The 23,226-nt window shown below is 72.0% G+C and carries 22 protein-coding genes and 1 pseudogene; 12 read left to right on the forward strand and 11 right to left on the reverse strand.

Annotated features, from left to right (window positions below):
* Nucleotides 1-87 precede the first annotated feature (87 nt).
* Entirely contained in the window at nucleotides 88-951 is an 864-nt protein-coding gene (locus tag HNR23_RS10810) for a CPBP family intramembrane glutamic endopeptidase (protein WP_394353765.1), read from the forward strand.
* Here HNR23_RS10810 and HNR23_RS10815 read toward each other — a convergent pair.
* Nucleotides 914-2,107 carry an MFS transporter gene (locus tag HNR23_RS10815; protein ID WP_343070514.1) on the reverse strand — a complete coding sequence of 398 codons (1,194 nt, stop codon included), beginning with the start codon at nucleotides 2,105-2,107 and terminating at the stop codon, nucleotides 914-916. The two genes, HNR23_RS10810 and HNR23_RS10815, sit on opposite strands and share 38 nt — an antisense overlap.
* A gap of 244 nt (nucleotides 2,108-2,351) precedes the next feature.
* On the opposite strand from HNR23_RS10815, the gene HNR23_RS10820 reads away from it, so the two are divergent.
* A complete protein-coding gene (locus HNR23_RS10820) occupies nucleotides 2,352-3,032 on the forward strand; it encodes an FCD domain-containing protein (protein WP_184075454.1) in 681 nt (226 codons plus the stop codon).
* A 294-nt stretch (nucleotides 3,033-3,326) separates the two neighbouring features.
* Here HNR23_RS10820 and HNR23_RS10825 read toward each other — a convergent pair whose 3' ends face one another.
* The 3 genes from HNR23_RS10825 to HNR23_RS10835 all read right to left on the reverse strand — a co-directional run bounded on the left by HNR23_RS10825 (nucleotide 3,327) and on the right by HNR23_RS10835 (nucleotide 6,137).
* Nucleotides 3,327-4,040 carry an RraA family protein gene (locus HNR23_RS10825; protein ID WP_449406830.1) on the reverse strand — a complete coding sequence of 238 codons (714 nt, stop codon included), beginning with the start codon at nucleotides 4,038-4,040 and terminating at the stop codon, nucleotides 3,327-3,329.
* 142 nt (nucleotides 4,041-4,182) lie between these two features.
* On the reverse strand, nucleotides 4,183-5,067 hold the full coding sequence (gene folP / locus HNR23_RS10830) for a dihydropteroate synthase (protein ID WP_246421706.1): 885 nt from the start codon (nucleotides 5,065-5,067) through the stop codon (nucleotides 4,183-4,185).
* A gap of 71 nt (nucleotides 5,068-5,138) precedes the next feature.
* Complete coding sequence (locus HNR23_RS10835) at nucleotides 5,139-6,137, reverse strand: AsnC family transcriptional regulator (RefSeq protein ID WP_184075456.1); 999 nt, start codon at nucleotides 6,135-6,137, stop codon at nucleotides 5,139-5,141.
* Between the two features lie 317 nt (nucleotides 6,138-6,454).
* On the opposite strand from HNR23_RS10835, the gene HNR23_RS10840 reads away from it, so the two are divergent.
* The 3 genes from HNR23_RS10840 (at nucleotide 6,455) to HNR23_RS10850 (ending at nucleotide 9,324) form a co-directional block, all read left to right on the forward strand.
* Nucleotides 6,455-8,005 carry an LCP family protein gene (locus HNR23_RS10840; protein WP_184075457.1) on the forward strand — a complete coding sequence of 517 codons (1,551 nt, stop codon included), beginning with the start codon at nucleotides 6,455-6,457 and terminating at the stop codon, nucleotides 8,003-8,005.
* 144 nt (nucleotides 8,006-8,149) lie between these two features.
* Nucleotides 8,150-8,716 (forward strand): hypothetical protein, encoded by a 567-nt coding sequence (locus HNR23_RS10845; protein ID WP_184075458.1) that lies wholly within the window; start codon nucleotides 8,150-8,152, stop codon nucleotides 8,714-8,716.
* Complete coding sequence (locus HNR23_RS10850; RefSeq protein ID WP_184075459.1) at nucleotides 8,716-9,324, forward strand: OmpA family protein; 609 nt, start codon at nucleotides 8,716-8,718, stop codon at nucleotides 9,322-9,324. Before HNR23_RS10845 ends, HNR23_RS10850 begins: the two co-directional genes overlap by 1 nt.
* A gap of 39 nt (nucleotides 9,325-9,363) precedes the next feature.
* On the opposite strand, the gene HNR23_RS10855 is transcribed toward HNR23_RS10850, so the two are convergent.
* Complete coding sequence (locus HNR23_RS10855) at nucleotides 9,364-9,966, reverse strand: flavin reductase family protein (RefSeq protein WP_343070515.1); 603 nt, start codon at nucleotides 9,964-9,966, stop codon at nucleotides 9,364-9,366.
* A 183-nt stretch (nucleotides 9,967-10,149) separates the two neighbouring features.
* Between HNR23_RS10855 and HNR23_RS10860 the strand changes: the two genes are divergently transcribed.
* The 4 genes from HNR23_RS10860 to HNR23_RS10875 all read left to right on the forward strand — a co-directional run bounded on the left by HNR23_RS10860 (nucleotide 10,150) and on the right by HNR23_RS10875 (nucleotide 14,783).
* Complete coding sequence (locus HNR23_RS10860) at nucleotides 10,150-10,908, forward strand: cell wall anchor protein (protein ID WP_184075460.1); 759 nt, start codon at nucleotides 10,150-10,152, stop codon at nucleotides 10,906-10,908.
* A gap of 44 nt (nucleotides 10,909-10,952) precedes the next feature.
* On the forward strand, nucleotides 10,953-11,717 hold the full coding sequence (locus HNR23_RS10865) for a hypothetical protein (protein ID WP_221308089.1): 765 nt from the start codon (nucleotides 10,953-10,955) through the stop codon (nucleotides 11,715-11,717).
* Between the two features lie 121 nt (nucleotides 11,718-11,838).
* Complete coding sequence (locus HNR23_RS10870; protein WP_184075461.1) at nucleotides 11,839-13,326, forward strand: metallopeptidase TldD-related protein; 1,488 nt, start codon at nucleotides 11,839-11,841, stop codon at nucleotides 13,324-13,326.
* A 68-nt stretch (nucleotides 13,327-13,394) separates the two neighbouring features.
* On the forward strand, nucleotides 13,395-14,783 hold the full coding sequence (locus tag HNR23_RS10875; protein WP_246422082.1) for a metallopeptidase TldD-related protein: 1,389 nt from the start codon (nucleotides 13,395-13,397) through the stop codon (nucleotides 14,781-14,783).
* Nucleotides 14,784-14,879: 96 nt separating this feature from the next.
* Here HNR23_RS10875 and HNR23_RS10880 read toward each other — a convergent pair whose 3' ends face one another.
* Nucleotides 14,880-15,089 carry a dodecin gene (locus tag HNR23_RS10880; RefSeq protein WP_184075463.1) on the reverse strand — a complete coding sequence of 70 codons (210 nt, stop codon included), beginning with the start codon at nucleotides 15,087-15,089 and terminating at the stop codon, nucleotides 14,880-14,882.
* A gap of 468 nt (nucleotides 15,090-15,557) precedes the next feature.
* On the opposite strand from HNR23_RS10880, the gene HNR23_RS10885 reads away from it, so the two are divergent.
* Nucleotides 15,558-15,770, forward strand: coding sequence for a hypothetical protein (locus HNR23_RS10885; RefSeq protein WP_184075464.1), 213 nt, complete (start codon nucleotides 15,558-15,560; stop codon nucleotides 15,768-15,770).
* On the opposite strand, the gene mobA is transcribed toward HNR23_RS10885, so the two are convergent.
* Together mobA and HNR23_RS10895 are read right to left on the reverse strand one after the other, a co-directional pair.
* Nucleotides 15,698-16,336: a molybdenum cofactor guanylyltransferase gene (mobA, locus tag HNR23_RS10890; RefSeq protein WP_184075465.1), complete on the reverse strand. Its 639-nt coding sequence runs from the start codon at nucleotides 16,334-16,336 to the stop codon at nucleotides 15,698-15,700. The genes HNR23_RS10885 and mobA overlap by 73 nt on opposite strands.
* 58 nt (nucleotides 16,337-16,394) lie before the next feature.
* On the reverse strand, nucleotides 16,395-16,700 hold the full coding sequence (locus tag HNR23_RS10895) for an SAV_915 family protein (RefSeq protein WP_184075466.1): 306 nt from the start codon (nucleotides 16,698-16,700) through the stop codon (nucleotides 16,395-16,397).
* A 497-nt stretch (nucleotides 16,701-17,197) separates the two neighbouring features.
* Here HNR23_RS10895 and HNR23_RS10900 point away from each other — a divergent pair, with 497 nt between their 5' ends.
* Complete coding sequence (locus tag HNR23_RS10900; protein ID WP_184075467.1) at nucleotides 17,198-18,823, forward strand: alpha/beta hydrolase; 1,626 nt, start codon at nucleotides 17,198-17,200, stop codon at nucleotides 18,821-18,823.
* A 93-nt stretch (nucleotides 18,824-18,916) separates the two neighbouring features.
* Here HNR23_RS10900 and HNR23_RS27615 read toward each other — a convergent pair whose 3' ends face one another.
* The 3 genes and pseudogenes from HNR23_RS27615 to HNR23_RS10915 all read right to left on the reverse strand — a co-directional run.
* Nucleotides 18,917-19,222, reverse strand: a complete 306-nt coding sequence (locus HNR23_RS27615; protein ID WP_394353820.1) for a hypothetical protein — start codon at nucleotides 19,220-19,222, stop codon at nucleotides 18,917-18,919.
* Between the two features lie 85 nt (nucleotides 19,223-19,307).
* Nucleotides 19,308-19,700: a hypothetical protein gene (locus HNR23_RS10910; protein ID WP_184075468.1), complete on the reverse strand. Its 393-nt coding sequence runs from the start codon at nucleotides 19,698-19,700 to the stop codon at nucleotides 19,308-19,310.
* A gap of 294 nt (nucleotides 19,701-19,994) precedes the next feature.
* Nucleotides 19,995-20,291: pseudogene (locus HNR23_RS10915) on the reverse strand (RtcB family protein); the annotation flags it as partial.
* 1,687 nt (nucleotides 20,292-21,978) lie between these two features.
* Between HNR23_RS10915 and HNR23_RS10920 the strand changes: the two are divergent.
* Nucleotides 21,979-23,166, forward strand: coding sequence for an RtcB family protein (locus HNR23_RS10920; RefSeq protein WP_184075470.1), 1,188 nt, complete (start codon nucleotides 21,979-21,981; stop codon nucleotides 23,164-23,166).
* Nucleotides 23,167-23,226: the final 60 nt, after the last annotated feature.

Here is a 23,226-nt window from a genome sequence, read left to right on the forward strand (position 1 = left end):
CCCGCCGCCGGTCTCGCGGAATCCGTGTCACTCGCGAGACCGGCGGCTTCCTGCTGCCCGCGGCCCGGCCCGGCCTGAGACGGTGGCATGATCGGGCGCATGGCCGATCCCACCTTCGACCCGCGGCCGGCCGCGCCCGGCGACGACTCCGCGCGCCCGGCCCCCGCGGCGGTGCCGCCGCGACCCGCCGCGCCGACGCCCCGGCTCCTGGGCTGGGAGGTCGCGTGTGTCCTGGCCCTGTCGCTGGGCGCCGCCGCTGTCTCCTCGATGATCTCCTTCGCCGGGCTGCTGACCGCGCCGGAGTCGCTGCCCGACCAGACGGCGAGCCTCATCGGGTCCCGGGCCGCGGAGGAACGCCCGTGGCTGGACCTCTCCCGGCAGCTGTTCTCGCTCGCCTTCGCCCTGGCCCCGGTGCTGCTGGTGGTCCACCTGCTGCACCGGTCGCGGGAGTCGGCGGCGACGATCGGCTTCGATGTGCGCCGCCCCGGCCGGGACCTGGGGTCAGGCGCGGCGCTGGCGGCGCTGATCGGGCTCGGCGGGCTCGCCGTCTACCTGGTCTCCTGGCGGCTCGGGCTCACCGTGACGGTGGCGCCGAGCGCCCTCAACGAGCACTGGTGGCAGCTTCCGGTACTCGTCCTGCAGGCCGTCAAGAACGGGGTGCTGGAGGAGGTCATCGTGGTGGGCTACCTGATGCTGCGGCTCCGGCAGCTGGGGTGGTCCCCGGTGAGCGCGGTGCTGGCCAGCTCGCTGCTGCGCGCGACCTACCACCTCTACCAGGGGGTGGGGATGTTCTTCGGCAACCTCGTCATGGGCCTGGTGTTCTGCTGGTTCTACCAGCGCTACGGCCGGGTGATGCCGCTGGTCGTCGCGCACGCGCTGATCGACATCGTCGCGTTCGTCGGGTCGGTCTACCTCATCGGGCGGGTCGACTGGCTGCCGAGTCCCGGGTGAGCTGGTCCTCCAGGTAGAGCGGACGGCCCAGCAGCAGGCCCACGACCAGGTTGACCGTGATGATGCCGAAGACCATCGCCAGGGGCGCGTGCCAGCCGCCGGAGGTGTGGTGCAGCAGGCCGAACAGGAACGGTCCCAGTCCGCCCATGAGGTAGCCGAGGCTCTGGCTGGCCGCCGACAGCGCCGCGGTGGCCGGGGCGGTGCGGGTGCGCACCGCGAAGAAGGTCAGTGCGAGGGTGAAGGCGCCCATTCCCAGGCCGATGAAGGTCGTCCACACCCAGATCCCCTTGATCGGCGAGAACCACATGCCGACCAGGCCGATGACATAGGCGACATAGAAGAACACCACGAAGCCGCGGTGGTCGCGGACACGCGCCATGAGCCCGGGCAGCACCAGCGAGCACGGGACCGCCAGGGCGGTGAGATACGACAGCAGGAGCCCGGCGTTGGCGGCGTCCATCCCCTGGTCGCGCAGCATCTGGGCGAACCAGCCGAAGAGGATGTAGGCGACGGTGGACTGGGTGCCGAAGTACAGGACGCTCTGCCGGCCCATGCGGGTGCGCAGTACCCGGCCCAGGCCCAGCGCTTCGGCGGGGTCGGTCCGCGGTGGCTCGTGGCGCAGCACCAGCAGCCACGGGAGCACGGCGACCAGGGCGTAGACGGCATAGGAGCCCAGCGCGATGCGCCAGCTGCCCGAGGCCTGTTCGAGGGGGACCGTGGCGGCGGCGGCGAGGGTGGTGCCCAGCGCCAGGGTCGTCGTGTAGAGCGTGGTCATCGCCCCGACGCGGTCGGGGAAGTGCTGCTTGACCAGGGTCGGCAGCAGCACGTTGCCGACGGCTCCGCCGGACAGGGCGATGGCGCTGAGGATGAGGAACAGCCAGGGGTCGGCCGAGAAGGCGCGGGCGCCCAGGCCGGCACCGAGCGCGACCAGCGCGCCGACCAGGACGTGGTGTTCGCCGAAGCGGCGGATCAGGGTGGGCGCGAGCGCGCCGAACACCGCGAAGCACAGCACCGGGAGCGTGGTCAGGACGCCCGCGAGCGTGCCGGACATGCCCAGTCCCCCGGTGACCTCGTCGAGCAGGGGGCCGACACTGGTGATGGCGGTGCGCAGGTTCAGGGCGGCCAGCCCGACCCCCACGATCAAGAGCCACGCCACGGAGCGGGGGCGCACCCGCCGTGGCACGGAGGGAGGTAGGTCGGAGGTTTCCGAACCGATGACCGTGGCGCTTGTCACACGACTCTCACATTCATAGGATGACAGGATCTGCTTCATGAGCGTAACGCATTGGCCGGGCCGGACTATTTCCTCCTCGGAACTGGTCTAAGCTCCGGCTTTAACCGACCGCACATCCGACCGGCCTCCCCCCATGGCGGCCGTCACCTTCCCAGGAGGTAACCGCGTGCCCCTCGCCTCGACCCGTCGGACCGGCCTTGTCGACCAGGTCATCAGCCAATTACGAGCCCAGATCGACTCCGGGGAGTGGCGCGTGGGCGATCGCATCCCCACCGAATCCGAACTCTCCGAGCAGCTGGAGGTCGGGCGGAACACCGTCCGCGAGGCGGTCCGGGCACTCGCGCACGCAGGCCTGCTGGAGATCCGCCAGGGGGCCGGTACCTTCATCCGCGCCTCCAGCGAACTGGGCGGCGCGCTCCGCCGCCGCCTGGAGCGGTCGGAACTGCGGGAGAACCTCGAAGTCCGGCGCGCCCTGGAGATGGAGGCGGCCCGCCTGGCGGCCGTCCGGCGCACGGACGAGGACCTGGCCGACATCGACCGCGCCATGGCCCTGCGGGACGCCGCCTGGCGCGAGAAGGACATGGGGGCCTTCGTCGAAGCCGACTTCACCTTCCACCGCGCCATCGTCAACGCGACGCACAACACGCTGCTCGTCGACCTCTACGACGACATCGCCCAGGCAGTGTACGAGAGCATCGCGCACACGGCCTACGCCCAGCCCGAGAGCGACGAAGGGATCGACCATGCGGGCCTGACCGAGGCCGTACGCGCCTCCGACCCGGACCTCGCGCTGCGCGAGGCCGCCTGCTACCTGGACGAGCTCATGGCGCGCGCCGGAGAGGACTGAGGCCTCCGGCCCCGGGCTCTGCCCGCCGCACGGCCCGTCGCCCGCGAGCGGCGCGCCCGCCGGCAGGGCATCCAGCGGCCCCGGTGCCCGCGTGCGCTTCCGGCCCGGCCACACCCCGTCATTGGCCGGACCGGGCGCCGTGGAACCGGGGCCGTGCTGTGCCGTACCGCGCCGCCCCGTGACGTGGCACGCCTATCCCGACGAGAAACGGGGCGGGGTCCGCGGACCCCGCCCCGTCTGCGGTCATGGCGGTGCCGCGCCCCCGGTCGTCCCGGCGCAGGGGCGGCCGCCGCCTCAGCGCCGCCCCGGGGCGGCGGGACGAGGGCCGTCCGCGGCCGGGGCCCCGGGCCAGGGGGCGCTGCCGTTGGCGCGCCCGCCCTCCCACCCGACGACGCGCGAGGGATCGAGATCGAGGAGGTCCAGGGTGCTGCGCCCGGCACAGAGCGCGTCGAGGACCTCCTGATCGTGGGAGACCGACTCCACGGCCTTGGCGACGATGGCGGTGGCCCGGCCCCGGGGCAGGCACACCACCCCGTCGTCGTCGGCGGCGATCCAGTCGCCCCGGCGGACCGGGACCGGCACGCCGCCGGAGTTCATCACGATCTCCTGGCCGACCACTCCCCCGGCCTCGCGGCCGGGCTCGCGGACGGACACGCCCGCGCTCATGACCGGCAGCCCGGCCCGGGCGATGCCCGCGACGTCCCGTACGCACCCGTCGACGACGATGCCGGTGACCTCGCGCATCCTGGCCGCCACGGCGAGAATCGCGTCGATGTAGCCGTATTCGGGTTCCCCCGCGGCATCGATCACCAGCACCGTCCCAGGGCGTGCCTGGGCCACGGCCACGTGGATGGCGAGGTTGTCCCCGGGGGCGCAGCGGACCGGCAGGGCCGGGGCCGCGAACGCCGTCTCGGGCCATACGGGGAAGAGGTGCGAGCCGAGGGGCCGGGCCCCGCACCGGGTCAGCGCCGCTGTGCCCACCGCCGTCAAGGTATCCGCAAGCGCCACGTCTGCCTCCCATTACACCGCGCCTGGACGGGTCGCCGCGCAGCGCAGCGCGCTGCGCGGTTGAATACGACCCGACCCCCTCATACTCACGGGTAACTTCAGCGTGATGCAAGACATACCGGTCGAAAATGAGCAAAAAAAGCTACCGGCGGTTACACGTGCTCTCCTGGGCCTCCTCCACAACCAGCCCCGCTACGGCGTCCAGGGCGGCCCGCGCGGCACCGACGTCGTGCACCCGGAAGACCCGCGCCCCGGCCCAGGCCGAGACCGCCAGCGTGGCCAGCGTGCCCGCCAGCCGGTCGGTCAGCGGCGCGTCCAGCGTCTCCCCGATGAAGTCCTTGTGGGAGACCGCCACCAGCACCGGCCGGCGGGTGGCCGCCAGCTCGCCCAGGCGGCGGGTCAGCTCAAGCGAGTGGTAGGTGTTCTTGCCGAAGTCGTGGGTGGGGTCGACCAGGATCCGGGCGCGGTCCACCCCCAGGGCCTCGGCGCGCTCGGCCAGCCCCGTCACGGTCGCGACGACGTCGGCCATCACGTCGGTGTAGGCGACCCGGTGCGGGTCGGTCCGCGGCTCCAGCCCGCCGCTGTGGCTGCACACCAGGCCCACGTCGAACTCCGCCGCCACCAGCGCCAGGTCCGGGTCGGCCCCGGCCCAGGTGTCGTTGATGAGGTCGGCGCCGACCGCGGCGCACTCCCGTCCGACGCGGGCGCGCCAGGTATCGACCGAGATGATCACCTCCGGGTGGCGCTCACGCAGCGCCGCGACGAACGGCACGGTGCGGCGGATCTCCTCCTCCGGTGGGACGTGCTCGCCGTAGCCGGCCTTGACACCGCCCACGTCGATGATGTCGGCGCCCTGCCGGACGGCCACGTCGGCGGCGCGCAGGGCGGCGTCGAAGGCGAAGGTCGCGCCGCGGTCGTAGAAGGAGTCGGGGGTGCGGTTGACGACCCCCATCACCGCGAAACGCCCCGGCCCGAACTCGCGCCCGCGCAGCCGCAGTACCGCCCCCGGCGGCGCCGGTGCCCCCATGTCCCGACTCCTCCCGCACCTCGACCGCATCATCACCGCCCCGACGGCACCGGATGCCGACGCCCGTGCGCCTACACCGACACGGGATCGCCCGAGCGCGCTCCCTGCACCCCCTGTGCTCCCTGGGAGCCGTGGGCGGTCAGGCCCCGCTCCTCCTCGCCCGCCACCGGGACCGCCGGGGCCCCGGTGTCGCCGCGGCGGCGCTCCTTGGCGACGGACAGGTGCTCCCAGGTCTCCACGTGGGCGACGTCCGGGTTGGAGCGGATCGCCTCCACCGACTCGACCAGCGAGTTCCGGTCGGCGGCGGTGACAGCGCCCACGATGTCGTAGCGCCCGAACCCCGTCGCCAGGAAGGACACGCCCGACAGCGTACCGAGGCGCACCGCGGTCGCGCTCGCGTCACCCCGACAGCGCACGCCGAACCCGAGCTGCTCGTCGGCGCCCACCACCGAAGGCTCGACGAGCGCGGTGACGTGCACCACCCCGGCGTCGATGAGCCGCACCACGCGCGAGCGCGCGGCCGCCTGCGACAGTCCGACCTGGCGTGCCAGCTCGGCGTATGAGGCACGGCCGTCGCGCTGCAGATGGCGGACGAGCCGCCAGTCGAGCGGGTCGATGACGATATCCCGCAGCGTACGGACGCTGCTGTAGGCGTCCTTGATGACCGAGTCGGCCCGGAACACCTCCACGCTGGTCACGCCCGGCAGGGCGCGCAGCGCCGCGAGCTCGCCGGCCAGTGCCTCGTCGTCGCGTACCCGCAGGTCGGCGACGAGCGGGAAGCGCCCGGCCGTCTGCGCGGCGAACGTCACCGCGTCCCGGGGCGCCAGCTCCCGCAGGACCGGGCCGACAGGCCCGGAAACACTGAATGAAACCTGTCCCAACACCTCCATGCCGAGGACACCCGCATGCAGCACCCCGACGATCCGGATCGCCCCGGACCCGACCAGCTGCCGGACCCGGGCCCGTACGGCCGTCCGCGAGAGTCCGACTCCGTCCGCGAGTGCCTGGTAAGTAGCTCTTCCATCCCCCTGAAGCGCCCTCATGAGCGCGACATCGACCGCATCGAGCACGATGGCATGCCTTTCGTTCCCATGACGGCGCCCTTTCCCCCCGGACACCGCCCCCTCCTGCGGCCAGATCATGGCAGTTGGAGCGTCACTTAACTACTGATCACGAAAGAAACAACGACGACTTTGCCGCGCCACACGCGGAGAACGGGACATTCGCCCACTCTGAATGACATCTTGGACATCAGCCGCACATGGCCACGAGGTACGTCCGTGTACGAACAACTCCGGCAAAGCGAGACACTGTATCTCCGGACCGTCGCCACCCAGCGACGTGCAGGGAGGCGACGCCCCCATCCGGTGGGCGACCTGAAGAAGGGATGACGATGGCAGCAGGACGGCAGGAAGAGAGCGGCAGCCGCCCTGCGGGCACCGGACCCGCGCTGTTGTGGACCCTGGCCTCGGCTGTCGTCCCCGGGATCGCGCACCTGCGGACCGGGTGGAGAAAAGCCGGGTGGACGATCCTCGGCGGCTACCTCACCCTGGTCGCCGCCGCCGTCCTGGGCGCCCTGGCCGCCCACGGCGACCTCACGATGAGCGCCGCGATCGCCGTGCAGGGGCGGTGGCTGCTCACCGCCGCCGGCATCTCCTTCGTCATCGCCGTGCTGTGGATGACCGTGATCATCCACTCCTGGGTCATCACCCGCCCCGAGTCACCCGGACTGCCCGCGCGCCTGGCCGGGGGCACGCTGGTGCTGGTGCTCTGCCTGATGGTCGCCACCCCCGCCGCAGCGGTCATGTACGGCACCCACACCGCCTACGACGCGATCTCCTCGGTGTTCGGCCCGGAGCCCGACGCCCACGACGAGATCGCCAACCGGTGGGGCGACCACCAGGCCCGCGTCAACGTCCTGCTGATCGGCTCCGACTCCGGGGGCAACCGCTACGGCGTGCGCACCGACTCGATGATGGTGGCCAGTATCGACGTCGAGTACGGTGACGTCGTCCTCATCGGCCTCCCGCGCAACCTGGAGAACACCCAGTTCCCGCCGGGAACCGCGCTCGCGGAGCGCTACCCGCCGCCGCACGGCTACACCGACCTGCTCAACGAGGTCTACCAGACCGTCGCCGAGGAGCCCCAGGAGCTCGCCTTCGACCCCACGGCCGACGACCCCGCCGCCGACACGCTCAAGGGAGTCATCGGCTACCTACTCGACATCGACCTCGACTACTACGCGCTGGTCGACATGAAGGGCTTCGAGGGCCTCATCGACGCCATCGGCGGCATCCGGGTGCACATCGACGAGCCGATCCCCTACGGCCAGGAGGGCGCCGTGCTGGAGCCCGGCAGCCGCCTGCTCACCGGCAACGAGGCACTGTGGTACGGCCGCAGCCGCATCGACAGCGACGACTACGCCCGCATGGGGCGCCAGGGCTGCCTGGTCAAGTACGTCGCCGAGCAGGCCGAGCCGACCAAGATCCTGACCAGCTTCCAGAAGCTCGCCGGCGCCGCCAAGAAGACGCTGAGGACCGACATCCCGCAGTCGCGGGTACCCGCCTTCATCGCACTCGCCGACCTGGTCAAGGAAGAGGGCGACATGCGCACGCTGCAGCTGTCGCCGCCGCAGGTCAACACCGCCTACCCGGACTGGAAGGAGATCCAGCGGCTGGTCGCCGACGCCATCCAGGAGCAGGAGGACCGGCAGGGCCCGGAGGCGGACGTGAAGGAGCCCGAGGACGCGCCGTCCCCGACCCCCGGCGGCGCCTCGCCGACCGGCGGACAGGACGCCGACCCCACCCACAGGAACGACAACGAGGTCGGCGGGTCCACCGAGTGGCAGGACTACACCGGGCTGCCCGAACCGTCACCGACCACACCCGGCCGCCAGGTGGGCGACGACGCCGTCTCGCTGGACTCGCTGTGCCCCTGAACCCGCTCCCGTGACCGGGCCGACCCCGGGTCGACCCGCCGGCGCGGCGGAACCTTTCGCCGGACGCGGGCGTCGGACCACCCGACGCCCGCGTTTCCGGCGTCTCTTCCACACCCCCTTATCCCCCGAGGAGTGAACGAGCAAGTGCGAACCCCCCTGAAGACAGCGGCCTGCGCGGTCGCCCTGGCGGCCCTGCTGAGCGGCTGCGGCATGTTCGGCGGTGACGACGGCGGCGACGGCGGCGGAACGAAGAACGACGGGCAGGCCGCCCAGGAGCCGGGGTCGGCTCCCGAGGCCGAGGACGTCGTCGGCGAAGCGACGTTCACCACGAAGTACGGCTCCGACGCGAAGTTCGAGATCCACGCGCTGCGGGTGCGCGGCGAGCTGCTGCAGATGGACTTCAGCATCGCGCCGGAGCGGCCGAAGACCGACAACAGCAGGCTGAACCTGTACAGCCAGTTCGGCAACGTCTCCGAATTCGCCTACCTCGTCGACACCCGGAACCTGCGCCGGCACTCCATCGTCCGCGACGGCGGCAACGACCGCCTCGCCCCCGACATCGTCAAGACGAGTCTCTCCTACGACGCGCCCACCCGGCTGAGCATCATCTTCGCCGCACCCGAAGAGGACACCGAGGCGATGGACGTCTACTTCTACGAGTTCCCGCCGATCATGAACGTGCCCGTGACCCGGTCCGAGGGGGATTCCTGATGCGCGCAGGAGCCACGGCCCGCGCCACCCTGGCGGCCGCCTCCGCACTGGTCCTGAGCGTCGCCCTCGCCGGGACCGCTTCGGCGGACGCCCCGCCCGACTTCGGCGACCTCAACCCGAACGACATCGCGCGCAGCACGCTGGAGGACTCCGTCTCCGACATCTCCCCGTCCGGGTACGTGACGGACATCGACCCGTCACGCTACGTCGAGGAGCTGGAGCAGGAGGAGGTCGAGGGTTCCACCACCACGGTCACGATCTCCGCCGACGTGCTCTTCGAGTTCGACGAGGCGACGCTGAACAAGGGCGCGGAGAAGCAGCTGACAAGCGTCGCCCAGCGGCTCCGGAACGTCACGGGAACGGTCGGGGTCGTCGGGCACTCCGACGGCATCGGCGATGACGCCTACAACGAGAAGCTCTCCGAGGACCGCGCCGAGGCCGTCAAGAAGGCGCTGGAGGACGAACTCGGCTCCGGCGGCCCCGACATCGAGGCCAGCGGCAGGGGCTCGGCCGAACCCGTCGCCGAGGAGACCGGCTCCGACGGGGAGGACGATCCCGCGGCCCGCGCGCAGAACCGGCGCGTGGAGATCAGCTTCGAAGGCTCCTGACCACCCCGTCGAACACGACGCAACCGCCCCGCGCCTGGTTCAGGGCTGGAAGTGCCCGTACCGGCCGCGGTGGTACAGCAGCGGGCGGCCCCCCTCTGCCGCCCGGACCTCGGCGGCGGCCACCCGGCCCACCACCAGCCAGTGGTCGCCCACGGCCAGCAGGTCGTGGCGGCGGCACAGGATGTGGCCCACCGCACCCTCGATCAGCGGGAGCCCCTCCGGCCCGGACCGCCACCGGGTGGGCGGGGCGAACCGGTCGACGCCCTTGGTCGCGAAGCGGTGCGCGACCTCCCGCTGGTCGGCGGCCAGCAGGTTGACCGCGAAGGCCGACGCGTCCCGGATCCCGGGCCAGGTGCCCGACCGGGCGTCGATGTAGAAGGACACCAGCGGCGGGTCCAGGCTCACGCTCGTGAACGACGTCGCGGTCACGCCGACCCGGCCATCCGCCGGGGCCGCGGTCACCACCACGACCCCCGCGGCGTGCGAGCCCAGCGCGCGGCGGAACGTCCCGGCGTCCACCGCCGCGTCCCGGGGCAGCGGCTCAGGCGCACCCGCGCCGTCCGGCCCGCCCGTCGTTCCCGCTCCCCCGCCTGTCACCGGCGAAATCCGCACGCACGCCTCCATCTCGGCCTCTGTTGCCACCCGGGCCTTCTCGTACCGCCCCACGGGCAGACTCAGCCGTCCATACCGTATGCCCGCTCCGATACCGACCGCCACGACAGACCTCACATACGTGGCCGGATACGGCCAATCCAGCACCTTTTCGTTGATCGGCATGATCACGCGTGTGACGCTCACGGTGGTGTACCCGACGAGGGGAGCCCCATGAGCGCCGGGCAGCTGTGGCTACTGATCGGATTGGGCGCTTTCCACGGCGTCAACCCGGCGATGGGGTGGCTCCTCGCCGCGGGCCGGGGCTTACAGGAGCGGAGCAGGTCGGCGGTGCTGTGGGCGCTTCCCGCCCTCGCCGCCGGCCACGCGGCCTCGATCGGGATCGTCGTCGTCATCATCGCGGTCACCGGCTCCCTGGTCGTCTCACGGTGGTTTCCCGTGATCGGCGGTGCCGTGGTGGTCGCGGCCGGGCTGTGGGTGCTGCTCGCACGGCACCGCTTCCACTGGCGGGACGTGCGGATGTCGCTCTGGCAGCTCACCGGGTGGTCGTTCCTGATGGCGTCCATGCACGGGGCCGGGCTGATGCTGCTCCCGGTGCTGGCGGGCGACCTCGGCGAGGGCCGTTCCTCCGAGCACGGCCATCACGGCCACGCTCCCGGCCCCGACGCGCAGGCGGACCGGTCGGGCCTGGGGGAGGACGGCGGCCCGCCCGTGAACGACGCCCCCGCCGGCACCGCCGCGGACGCCGCGGCGGCTCCCGGGGGGTGGAGCCTGGTGGACATGACGATGGTGGGCGTGTTCGCCACCGGTGTCCACACCGCGGCGATGCTCGCCGCGGCCGGGATCTGCGCGCTGATCGCCTACGACTTCGTCGGGGTCCACGCCATGCGGCTGCGCTGGGTCACCATGGACCGCGTCTGGGCCGTGGTCCTCCTCGTCGGCGGCGCGTTCGTCCTGTGGACGGCCATGTAGACCGGGTCGGCGGCACCGTGTCCGCGCCCGCTACAGTCGGCCGCATGGGAGAGGGAACCGACCGCGGGCGCCGGGTGCCGCCGGGAGCGGTGGCGGCGGTGCTGGCCCTGCTCGCCGTCGGCGCGCTGGTGGCCGCGGGGCCATGGCTGCTGGACCGTGCCGGGCTGGACGAGACGGCGCTGCCGTGGGGCCCGCCGTGCTCGGTACGGACCGATGAGGGCACCGTGGCACTCTCCCGCGAGGACGCCCGGCTGGCGACGACCGCCGTCGCCCTGGAGGCGCGCGGTGCCCGGGCGCCCGACACCTCCGGAATCGACACGGCCGTGCTGCACCGCCTGGCCGAAGGGCCGCCCGACTCCCCCGGGCCGGTCCTGACCTGCCGAGTCGCCCCCGACTCCGGTCTCCGCGCCGAGGAGCTCACCGATTCGGGGCTGACCCCGCGAGCCGAGAACGTCCGCGAGGCGATGGCCGAGGTGTTCGGTGAACAGAGTCTGGGCGGGTTCGAACCGGGCGGGGTGAGCGACGGCCACGGTGCCGACTCCGCGCACTACGACGGGCGCGCCATCGACGTCTTCTACCGCCCGGTCAGCGAGGAGAACCGCCGCGACGGCTGGCTGCTCGCCCACTGGCTGGTGGCCCACGCCGAGGAGCTGCACCTCGCCAACGTCATCTTCGACGACAAGATCTGGAACGCGCGCGGCTCGTCGGGCGGATGGTGGAACTACGACTCCCCCGACCCCGACGACGAGATCCTGCGCCACCTCGACCACGTGCACGTCGACGTGCGGCGCGGCACGGCCCCGGACTGACCCGGTCGGCCGCCGAAGCGGGGTGGCCACCGGAGCGACGCCGCGGACATCCCGTGACAGGGTATCGGGATGCGTGTCTCCCCCTGGTTCTCGACCCGTTCGGGCGTTAGGTTGGGGAACCGTGCCTGATATCGACCCGGATTTCCTCGCCCTTCCGCTCCGCGGGGCGGCCGACGCGGCGCTGCAGCGCGCCCGCGACCTCGGCGCCGACCACGCGGACTTCCGACTGGAACGCGTCCGGAACCGCGCGATCTCGCTCAGCGACGGCCACGTGGAGACCGCCTCGGACTCCGACACGCTCGGGTTCGCGGTGCGCGTCATCCACGGCGGCGTGTGGGGGTTCGCCGCGGGCACCGACCTGACAGCCGAGGCGGCGGCGGCCGTCGCCGCCCGCGCCGTCGAGGTCGCCAGGGTGGCCGCGGCCGTCACCACCGAACGCATCGAGCTCGCCCCCGAACCCGCCCACACCGACGTCACCTGGGTGTCCTCCTATGAGGTCGACCCGTTCGACATCCCCGTCCGGGAGCAGACCTCGCTCCTGGCCGCCTGGAGCCGCCGACTCCTGGAGGACTCCCGCGTCGACCACGTGGACGCCACCCTCCTGCAGGCCAAGGAGCAGAAGTTCTACGCCGACACCGCCGGCACGGTCACCACGCAGCAGCGGGTGCGGATCGCCCCGGAGGTCGAGGTGCTGGCCACCCGCGACGGCCTGCTGGACAGCATGAGGACCCTGTCCGCTCCCGCGGCCCGCGGCTGGGAGTACATGCCCACCGTCGAGGCCGAACTGTCCGAGCTTCCGGCGCTGCTGGCCGAGAAACTGGCCGCACCCAGCGTCGACGCGGGCCGCTACGACCTGGTCATCGACCCCTCCCAGCTGTGGTTGACGATCCACGAGTCGATCGGACACGCCACCGAGCTGGACCGCGCACTCGGCTATGAGGCCGCCTACGCCGGGACCTCGTTCGCGACCGTCGACCGACTCGGCTCGCTGCGCTACGGCTCCGAGATCATGAACGTCACCGGTGACCGGACCGCAAAGTACGGGCTGGCCAGCATCGGCTACGACGACGAGGGCGTGACCACCTCCTCCTTCGACCTGGTGCGCGACGGGGTGCTCGTCGGCTACCAGCGCGACCGCCGCATCTCCGCGCTGCAGGGCTACCCCGCCTCCAACGGGTGCGCCTTCGCCGACTCACCGTCGACCATGCCGATCCAGCGCATGGCCAACGTGTCGCTGGCGCCGGCGAAGAACGGGCCCACCACCGAGGAGCTGATCTCCGGGGTGGAGCGGGGCATCTACATCGTGGGCGACCGCAGCTGGTCGATCGACATGCAGCGGTACAACTTCCAGTTCACCGGACAGCGCTTCTACCGGATCGAGAACGGCCGCCTGGCGGGGATGCTGCGGGACGTCGCCTACCAGGCGAGCACCACCGACTTCTGGAACTCGATGGCGGCGCTGGGCGGCCCGCAGACCTACGTCCTGGGCGGCACGTTCCGGTGCGGGAAGGGGCAGCCGGGCCAGGTGGCCGCGGTCGGCCACGGCTGCCCGAGCGCGCTGTTCACCGATGTACGGATCCTCAACACGGTGCAGGAGGCCGGAAAGTGAACCGATCGCCGTCGACGGCCCAGGAGGTCGTGGAGCGGGCGCTGGAGCTCTCCCGCAGCGACGCCTGCATGGTGCTGGTCGAGGAGCGCAGCACCGCCAACCTGCGCTGGGCCGGAAACTCCCTGACGACCAACGGCGTCACCGAGGGCCGGACCGTGACCGTGATCGCGCTGACCGAGGGCACGCACGGCACCTCGGTGGGCGTGATGGCGCGCAGCGGGCTGCGCACGGCCCCCGGCGGGGGCGCCGCCCTGCCCGGGGCACCGGACGAGCTGGAGGACCTGGTCCGGGCGGCCGAGGCGGCCGGCCGCGAGGCGGTCCCGGACCAGGACGCCCAGCCGCTGCTCACCCCTGGCGAGGCGGGCACCGGCGATGACTGGGACGCGGCGCCCGAGCGCACCGATATCTCGGTATTCTCCGAGGTCGCGCCGGGGCTGGGCCGGGAGTTCGCGCGGTTCGGCGCGCTCGGCCACCTGCTCTACGGGTACGCCGAGCACGTCGTGACCTCGACGTTCCTGGGCACGTCGACCGGCCTGCGGCTGCGCCACGACCAGCCCACCGGCACGGTGGATCTCAATGCGAAGTCGGCGGCGCCGGGAGTCTCCGGCGGGCACTCGGCGTGGACCGGGCAGGCCACCCGCGACTTCGCCGACGTCGACGCCGAAGCACTGGGTGCGGAGCTGAGCCGGCGGATGGAGTGGGCCGGCAACCGGGTCGACCTGCCCGCGGGCCGGTACGAGACGCTGCTGCCGCCATCGGCGGTCGCCGACCTGATGACCGAGCTGTACGTGGTCAACGGGGGGCGCGACGCCACCGAGGGCCGCACGGTGTTCTCCGCGCCCGGCCCCACCGGGGGCGGGACGCGAATCGGCGAGCGCCTGGCGCGGCTGCCGGTGAACCTGTTCAGCGACCCGGCCGCGCCGGGACTGGAGTGCGCGCCGTTCGTGCTGGCCGACGCTCCGGGGCGGCGCATGACGGCGTTCGACAACGGGCTACCGCTGCGGCGCACGGAGTGGATCTCCGGCGGCGAGGTGGCCGCGCTGAGCCAGACCCGGCACTCGGCCGGGCTGACCGGGGCGCCGACGACCGGGCACATCGACAACCTCGTGCTGGAGCTGCCGGGAGCGTCGGCGACGCTGGACGACATGGTCGCCGAGACCGAGCGCGGGCTGCTGCTGACGTGCCTGTGGTACATCCGGGTCGTCGACCCGCAGACGCTGCTGATGACCGGCCTCACCCGCGACGGCGTCTACCTGGTGGAGGACGGGAAGGTCACCGGCGCGGTGAACAACTTCCGGTTCAACGAGTCGCCGGTGAGCCTGCTGGAGCGGGTCACCGAGGCCGGGGCGACGACGCGGGTGCTTCCGCGCGAGATGGGCGACTACTTCTCGCGGACGGCCATGCCGCCGCTGCGGATCCCGGACTTCAACATGTCCACGGTCAGCCAGGCCTCCTGACCCGGGTTCCCTGAGGCGGCCCGAGCGGGCCGTGAGCGTGTCCGCCGCGCCGCACGGGCGCGGCGGACACGGCCGGGGAGGGGCGCGACGCCCGGGTCAGTCCTCGATCCGGAAGCCCACTTTCAGCCCCACCTGGAAGTGCGCGATGGCGCCGTCCTCAAGGTGGCCGCGGATCTCGGTCACCTCGAACCAGTCAAGTCCTCGCAAGGTCGCCGAAGCCCGGTCGATTCCATTGCGGATGGCCTGTTCCAGCCCAGTCGAGGACGTTCCGACGATCTCGGTGACCCGATAGGTGTGATCGGTCATGGCACCGCATCCCCTTTCTGTGTGTCATCTGGCACATTTCCCCCAGCGGTTCGGCTCAATCAGCGCCTTCGGCAACCGCTGAATCTGCTTTGACCAGGGGTAGACCGACGATTTGCCGGTTTTTGACAACCGATTTCGGGATCACTGGGACGCGTGAAGGTTAGTTTCCGGTTGCCGATGTAAGCCCTTGTTTCTGCGGGACTCTCCCGAGATAACGTCGTAACAGACTCTTGACGTACTGGGGGGACTGGCGGTGTACATTGGGATTCAGCGCTTCGGTCCCCCGTCGAAGCGCTTGGCCGGTGTTTCGAGCCCCCGTCGGAACACCGTGCGCGACGTCGGGTGGTTTGCCCCCGTAGCCACCCGGCGTCGCTTTTTCATTGCCCGCGACGCGGCCTTGACCCGTCGCCGAACCGAACCTGACCGAACCCTGACCGGCCCGCGGCCGGACGAGCGCGGGGGTAAACGATGAGTATCGACGACGAGCCGGTGCAGTGCTCGCGCAAGGGGTGCCGCGCCCCGCCGACCTGGGTCCTGGTGTGGAACAACCCCAAGATCCACACCCCTGACCGCCGCAAGACCTGGACGGCCTGCGCGGAGCACCGCGACTACCTGTCGAAGTTCCTGGACATCCGCGGGTTCCTCCGCGAGGCCGTCCCGTTCTCCGAGTTCGAGGGGTGAATCAGGGCTCGGGCGCGCGCCAGGTCCTCGGGGGTGTCGCAGTCGCTCAGCGCCGGGTCACCCGGCTCGGGCACGGCGACCGGAGCCGGATTCAGGGGGCCCAGCAGGCCCCGCAGTGACCGCCCGGTGTAGGCGGCGAGCGCCGTACGCAGGACGGCGGTGTCCCAGAATCCCACCAACCACTGCCGCTGCCCGGCGGCGTCGACGAACACGGCCCCGCTGCGCCCGGACGCGGCGCGGCGCAGGCGGCCGATGTGCTCGGGCCGAAGGAAGGGCAGGTCCGCGCCGAGCAGCGCGCAGGAGGCGGCCTCGACCTCGGCGAGTCCGGCGCGCAGCGCCGGGACCGGGCCGCCGCCCGGCGGGTCCTCACGGACGTAGCGGGCGCGAGGGCGGGGGCGCCGCGGGCCCACGACGACGATCCGCCGCGCGTCGGGCACGGACGCCGCCACACGCTCCAGCAGCGTCGCCCCGCCGACGTCCATCCCGGGCTTGTCGGCGCCGCCCATGCGCCGTGCCGCGCCCCCGGCGAGGATCACCGCGTCGAAGGGATGGTCGGGTACGGACATCGGGCGCTCCCTGGGCCGGTGCGTGCCGGATGGGGCACGGCGGTCGGCGGCCGACCGCTCACTTCCAGGATCCCAGACCCGCCCCCGCTGCCCGGCGCCGCGCCCCCCTACCGCACCTCCGCGTCTCGGCGGCCGCCGTCGGGGGCGCCACCACGCTGGGGTCGGCCTGGATGCGTGTCACGCCCAGGGGCCGGACCAGCGCGCGCAGCGCCGATTCGGCCATTCGGATCCACTCCTGGCCGGGTCCCATCGCCGCGCGCAGCCGCTCGGGGGTCGTGAACTCGATCGCGACGCGCTCGCCGGTGCCCAGCCGCGCCAGCCGCACGCACTCGACGCCGTGCGTGGCGTGGACCGGTACGCACACCGTGGTGCCGGGGGCGCATGGTCCGCCCGGTGGTGAGGATGGTGGCAGGTCATCCCGATCCGGTACTACTCGCCGTCCCATCGGTGGAACGCCTCCTCGGAGTATGGCTCGACCCCATCGAAGGGGACCCGTGCTCACGCTAGAAGTCCCCGCCCGGAACGACCGGCCCGTTAACGCGGGCGCAACACACCGGCCCGACATGTTGACGGCGCGCTAACGCGGCCGTGACCCGCGCCACCGTCCCGTCACGGCGCCGACGACGACAGGGCGCGGTGACCGGCTCCGGCCAAGATCTCGATCGGCGGGCGGTCGCTGTGCTTCCCTTTCCACTCGGACGGCCGGCATGGACATTCGTCCAGATCCACTGGATCCACCCGCGGGTTCCGCACCGTCCCGGGCGGGCTCCCCCTGTTCGGCGGAGCCCCGACGCCCGGCCCCGCGTCCCGTGGCCGGCCGCGGCGCCGAGATTCCGGTCACCCTACGAACGAGGAATCCCCTTGACACGCAGATCCGACGCGCGACGGCCGACCGCCGCCGCGACCCTTCTCGCCATCGTCGCGGCGGTGCTCGCCGCACCCGCACAGCCCGCGACGGCGCAGCCGGCGCCACCGCGGGCAGCGGGGATCGCATGGGCCCCCTGCCCCGACGAGGTGATCTCGACCGTCGCCGAGGACGAGCGCGACCTCTACAGTTGCGGAAGCTTCCCCGTGCCCCTCGACCACGCGCGGCCCGGCGGAGAGACGATCGTCATCAAGCTGGTGCGGCGCGCCGCGGCCGACCCGGACCGCAGGATCGGCCCGCTGTTCGCCGCCTTCGGCGGCCCCGGGCTGTCCGGTGCGTTCGTCTCCGTCAACGCCCCGCACCTGTTCCAGGACGACGTCCTCGACCGCTTCGACGTCATCGGCCTGGTCCCCCGCGGCTCGCTCCTGCACTGCTTCGACTCCGGCGAACACGAGGCCGACGTCCGCGGCCGCATGGCGTCCGTCCCCGTGACCGGCGACGAGGTCTCCTCGGCCCTGGCCGCCCGAGCCGAGTACGCCGAAGCATGCGGGAACAACGGCGGCGAGCTGATCGAGCACCTCTCCACCGCCAACGCCGCCCGCGACCTCGACCTGCTCCGCGCGGCGCAGGGCGAGGAGCGGATCACGCTCCTGGCGATCTCCTACGGGACGCTGATCGGGGCGACCTACGTCAACCTCTACCCGCAGCACGTGCGCGCCGCGGTCCTGGTCAGCCCGGTCGACGCTGAGCTGCGCACCACCCGGCCGCTCGCCTACGACCGGCAGCGCGCCCAGGGCACGGAGGACGCGCTGGACCGCCTGCTGCGGGAGTGCGCCGAGGCCGGGGAGGCGTGCTCCTTCGGCGAGGGCGACCCGCACGCGAAGTTCGACCGGGTCCGGGACCGACTGCGCGAAGGGCCGCTCGAACTCGGCGGTGGCGACGTGGCCACCCTGGAGTCGCTGACCGGGATGGCGACCTACATGGTGGTGCGCTTCTCCGGCATGGACCCCACGCCCATCGACACCTTCTTCGCGCACCTGCAGGCGATCTACGACGCGGTCGAGCGCGAGGGGGCGGGTGTCGATGCCGCCGCCCTGGAGGCGGCCCCGACGCCCTCTCCGGCCGTGTCCCCGGCCGGAGCCGCGGCGCGGACGGGAGGTGCGGGGGATGCCGCGGACTACGCCGACAACGCGGACTCCTTCTACGGGACCAACTGCGCGGACCGCCCCTACCCCCGCACTCCCGGAGTCGTCCCCCGCCTCGCCGACCGGTGGGAGAAGGAGGCCCCGACCTTCGGGCGGGCGCAGGCGTTCGAGCAGCTGCCGGTGTGCGCGCTGTGGCCGGTCCGGCCCACGGACGCCTACCACGGGCCGTGGGACACCGAAACGGACGCCCCCGTCGTGGTCCTCGGCAACCACTTCGACGGGCCGACTCCGTTCACCTTCGCCGAGCGGATGGCCGACCGCCTCGGTGACGGCCGCCTGATCGGGGTAGCGGACTTCGGCCACCTCCCCCTGGGCACCAGCGAATGCGCGGACGACGCGGTGACCGCCTACCTGACCTCGCTGGAGGTCCCCGACGAAGAAGGGCTGACCTGCGCCCCCGACGCGGGCCTCTGGTAGCGCTCCGCCGTCCGGCGGGCGGCCGCGCACCCGCCGCTCGCTCCGGTCCGCCGTCCGGCGGCGGCCCGGACAGGGGGTGCGGTCGACGGGCGCTCAGATGAGCTGCCTTCTCGCCGCCCACACCACCGCTTCGATCGGGGTGTCGACACCCAGCTCGTCGCAGATGCCGCGCAGGCGCCGGCGCAGTCGCCGGGCGGTCAGTCCCAACCGCCGGGCGGCGACCTCCGTGGTCGCACCCGTGGCGATCTCGGCGAGCAGGGCGATCTCCTCGTCGGTGACCACGGGGGCCCCGGTCGGCGCCCCCTCCTTCTCCCGCCTGCCCGGACCGCCTCCGCCGCCGGTCGACCCACCGCCGCCTCCGTCCTCCTTGCGGGACGAGGACGGACGGACGGCGATCACGATCGCCGGCTGCTCGGAGTCGGACGGGGCGCGGCGGTAGGCGCCCGTGTCGCGGCCGAGCGCTTCGAGCAGCTGCTCTGCGAAGCTACCCATCGGCTTCCCCTGTCGTCCTCCGGTCCGCGGCACTTCGAGCATCGCCGTCGGCCGCCTCCCGCGTCAAGCGCGCCGACCGGCTGAGCTGTTCGACGATGTAGGGCGCAGCCACCCCCACCGCGACGGCTCCGAACGCACCGCTCACCTGGTCCCCCAGTCCGGCGGCCGCGGCGAGCCCGGTGCCGATGCTCAGCCGGATGACAACCGACACCGGCCAGGGCCCGAACGACGGTTCCCCGGGGTAGCGCCACGGCCGGCAGCGCGTCCGCTGCACGGCGCCGTTGAACTGGAGGCCTTCGATGGCGAACGCCCCGAACAGGCCCCACAGGGCGAAGGACAGCGTGGTCACCGGCGGCACCACGGCCCCGGCTTCGACGGCCGCCACCGAGGGGTGGAATGCAGTCCCGTACGAATGCCGCGGCTCCGCTCCTGCTCGACTGCCGATCCCGTCCCGCACCGCGGGGGCACGGGGTCGTGCCGCATCCGCGGCGGCCGCGCCGACCGTGCGGCCGTCCCGGCACCCTGCCCGCTGTGTACCTCCCCCACGCGGCCTTCCCACCCGGTGTCCGGCGACAGCGCCGCGCACGGAGAAGGGGGCTCGGGGAGCAGGCTCCCCGAGCCCCCGCGCGGGCCTCACCTTCGGCGCCGCGGTCTCGGTGGCGGGCGCCGCCGCGGACGGCTACCCCTTGACGCAGATGACCTGGCGCAGGTGGGCGACGACCTCCACGAGGTCGGTCTGGGCCTCGATCACCTCGGACAGGTCCTTGTACGCCGCGGGGATCTCGTCGATGACGCCGGCGTCCTTGCGGCACTCCACGCCCCGGGTCTGCTCGACCAGGTCGTCGCGGGTAAAGGTCTTCTTGGCCCTGGTCCGGCTCATCCTGCGGCCCGCGCCGTGCGACGCCGAGTTGAACGAGGCCGGGTTGCCCAGCCCGCGCACGATGTAGGTGCCGGTCGCCATGCTGCCGGGGATGAGTTTTTAGGGGTACACATGTTCTTCGAGCTTGCCCCGGGACGTCCAATCCGCAATCCAGCTGGGCTGAACACCGTCATCGTAGCCTCGGACCGGCCTGCCTAACCTGTCCTCTGCTTGGAGCCACCGACTAGTGGACGACCCCCGGTCCCGGAAGACGGTGCCGCCCTCAAGAAGGACGGACCGTGGCAACCAACTTCGCGAGCGCCCACGCAGCGACCGCCCCCCTCCCTCACGTCATCGACCCCGGCTTAGCCACCGCAATCGTTGCGGCGGCCTTCGCTGCTATAGCGGCCTGGGCCACATACCTGTGGCGAACCCGAGCAGCCCGCACGTCCACACGCAACACCGTTGCTGCCTGGTGTAAGCGAGTAGCGCCTCGCAGAGAGCCCAAGAACCCGCAACTCCTCGCTGAGGAACTAGCAACGTCCCGCAAGCTGGAACAAACCCGGCGAAACCACGACGTGCAAAGCCGACGCGCTGCCGCAGATCACAGGCTCGCTCTCGACACCATCGACGAGGACATTGCCGATGCCCGCGAGCAGCGGTCACTCTCCGCCCTCTACCGCACCGCATCCGTTTCGGGGGCGCGGGCGCGAATGAGGGCGCAGATCAACGAGTCAGCTGAAGCCCGCGGGCTGCGGGTCGCGGCCGTTCGCCGCTGGACACTTCGTGTCGGAATTGTGATCACGTGTGCCTTTGGTGTGTGGTCGACCTCCGGGGTGCACAGCGGCGTCACAGCCCTCTTGGCGTTGGAGGGCGGATCCGTCGGTTGGTGGGCCGCTTGGCTGGTAGAGCCTGCGCTCACAGCTGTGGTCGCGTTGATCATTGTGGTGCGCTCGGTGCTTCGCGCCTCGGGCGGGGACACCGACACGCGGGCTACCCGAATCATGTGGGGTGCTCTATCGCTCAGCGTCGTGTTGAACGCCGCTGGGGATTGGCCCACCGAGTTCAGTGCGGCCACCGTGGGCGCTCTGGTAGCGCATTCCGTAGGGCCGGTCGGGGCGGCGGGCACAGCTCACCTGATCAGCATCATTGACGACTACGTGGCGTGCGCTCGCCCGTGGGACGACGCGCCGAGCGTTGAGCAGATCGAGCTGGGCTGCCCTGTGCAAAGCAAGGATGTGCCTCCCGCTGACGCGGAGAACTCCTCACGGGCCGGCGTGCTCGCCACAGAAGTACCGGTCGGAGATCTCCCCGGTTGGGAACCATGGGATGGCCCCGACCCGGAAGGCGACGCGTTCTGGGAGGCCATCACAGAACCCGCGCCGCAGAGGCCTTCCGAAGGCTCTGGTGCACCGGTCCGCTCGTCCTTCCCCCAGCCGCATGACCCGTTTCTGGACGCAGTGGACGAGTGCCGGTTCGCGATCGTCACGACAGGGCGGCCGATCTCAGAGCGGAAGCTGGCCGACAAGTACCGCAAGCCAGATGGGGCTCCGATGGGGCGACGATGGGCCCGACGAGTCCGAGCAAGAGCTGCGGTGGAGGCTACGGAACTATGCGGGGGAAGCCGCCTCCCCGGCGACGTAAAGGATTCAACATGCCTGCCGAAGGCTGAACACGCCGCCGCAGACCGGGCATAACGGGAGAAAACAGGTTGCTGTTCCGTCGCGCTTCTGGCTTCATGCAGGGGCGCGGGAGTTGGGCCGCCGCGCGACCGTCGACCCCGTTGTGAAAGGGAGGTGGCCCCATGCCGTACACCGAAGCTCCGGGTGCGCGTGTTCCGATCCGGATGTGGGCCGACCCACGGACGGTCGAGGACGCGGCCATGGACCAGCTCCGCAACGTCACGCGGCTGCCCTGGGTGCACGGGCTGGCCGTGATGCCCGACGTGCACTACGGGAAGGGCGCCACCGTCGGCTCGGTCATCGCCATGCGCGACGCGGTGTCCCCGGCCGCCGTCGGCGTCGACATCGGCTGCGGCATGACCGCCGTCCGGACGTCGCTGACCGCCGACGAGCTCCCCGACGACCTCCGCCGCCTCCGCTCGGAGCTGGAGAAGGCCGTCCCGGTCGGCTTCCAGATGCACAAGTCCCCGGTCGACCCGCGCCGCATCCACGGGCTCAAGACCGGCGACTGGGCGAAGTTCTGGGACCGCTTCGACCGGCTGGCCCCCGCGGTGCAGGACCGGCGCCGGCGCGCCGAGCACCAGCTGGGCACGCTCGGCGGCGGCAACCACTTCCTCGAGGTCTGCCTGGACGACGAGGGAGTGGTGTGGATCGTCCTGCACTCCGGCTCCCGCAACATCGGCAAGGAGCTGGCCGAGCACCACATCGAGCGGGCACGGAAGCTGCCGCACAACCAGGACCTGCCCGACCGCGACCTCGCGGTGTTCGTCTCCGGTACCCCGGAGATGGACGCCTACCGGCGCGACCTGTTCTGGGCACAGGACTATGCGCGCCGCAACCGCGACGTGATGATGGGCCTGGCCTGCGACGTCATGCGCAAGGCGTTCCCGCGGGTGCGCTTCGGGCAGTGGATCTCCTGCCACCACAACTACGTGGCCGAGGAGAGCTACGACGGCGTCGACGTGCTGGTCACCCGCAAGGGCGCGATCCGCGCCGGACAGGGGGACGTCGGGATTGTTCCTGGAAGTATGGCGAGCGGCACCTACATCGTGCGCGGGCTGGGCAACCCGGCGTCGTTCAACTCGGCGTCGCACGGCGCGGGCCGCAGGATGAGCCGGACCAGGGCCAAGAAGACCTTTACCCGCGACGACCTGGTCGAGCAGACCCGGGGCGTGGAGTGCCGCAAGGACGCCGGTGTCATCGATGAGATCCCCGCGGCGTACAAGGACCTGTCCGAGGTGATGGCGGCGCAGACGGATCTGGTTGAGGTGGTGGCCCACTTGCGTCAGGTCATCTGTGTCAAGGGGTGATGTTGTAGCTGGGCGGTCTGGTGTCGCTGGGTCGCTTGATGGCTGCGCCATCGCTTGGCT

Origin of the sequence: Nocardiopsis mwathae (assembly GCF_014201195.1) — a bacterium.
GTDB lineage: Bacteria > Actinomycetota > Actinomycetes > Streptosporangiales > Streptosporangiaceae > Nocardiopsis_C > Nocardiopsis_C mwathae.

Coding starts and splice junctions, on each gene's coding strand:
- mobA (WP_184075465.1), bottom strand. CDS start 16,336: ATGTCCGTACCCGACCATCCCTTCGACGCGGTGATCCTCGCCGGGGGC.
- HNR23_RS10850 (WP_184075459.1), top strand. CDS start 8,716: ATGCGCGCAGGAGCCACGGCCCGCGCCACCCTGGCGGCCGCCTCCGCA.
- HNR23_RS10885 (WP_184075464.1), top strand. CDS start 15,558: ATGAGTATCGACGACGAGCCGGTGCAGTGCTCGCGCAAGGGGTGCCGC.
- HNR23_RS10880 (WP_184075463.1), bottom strand. CDS start 15,089: ATGACCGATCACACCTATCGGGTCACCGAGATCGTCGGAACGTCCTCG.
- HNR23_RS10920 (WP_184075470.1), top strand. CDS start 21,979: ATGCCGTACACCGAAGCTCCGGGTGCGCGTGTTCCGATCCGGATGTGG.
- HNR23_RS10840 (WP_184075457.1), top strand. CDS start 6,455: ATGACGATGGCAGCAGGACGGCAGGAAGAGAGCGGCAGCCGCCCTGCG.
- HNR23_RS10810 (WP_394353765.1), top strand. CDS start 88: ATGATCGGGCGCATGGCCGATCCCACCTTCGACCCGCGGCCGGCCGCG.
- folP (WP_246421706.1), bottom strand. CDS start 5,067: ATGGGGGCACCGGCGCCGCCGGGGGCGGTACTGCGGCTGCGCGGGCGC.
- HNR23_RS10865 (WP_221308089.1), top strand. CDS start 10,953: ATGGGAGAGGGAACCGACCGCGGGCGCCGGGTGCCGCCGGGAGCGGTG.
- HNR23_RS10875 (WP_246422082.1), top strand. CDS start 13,395: ATGGTGCTGGTCGAGGAGCGCAGCACCGCCAACCTGCGCTGGGCCGGA.
- HNR23_RS10860 (WP_184075460.1), top strand. CDS start 10,150: ATGAGCGCCGGGCAGCTGTGGCTACTGATCGGATTGGGCGCTTTCCAC.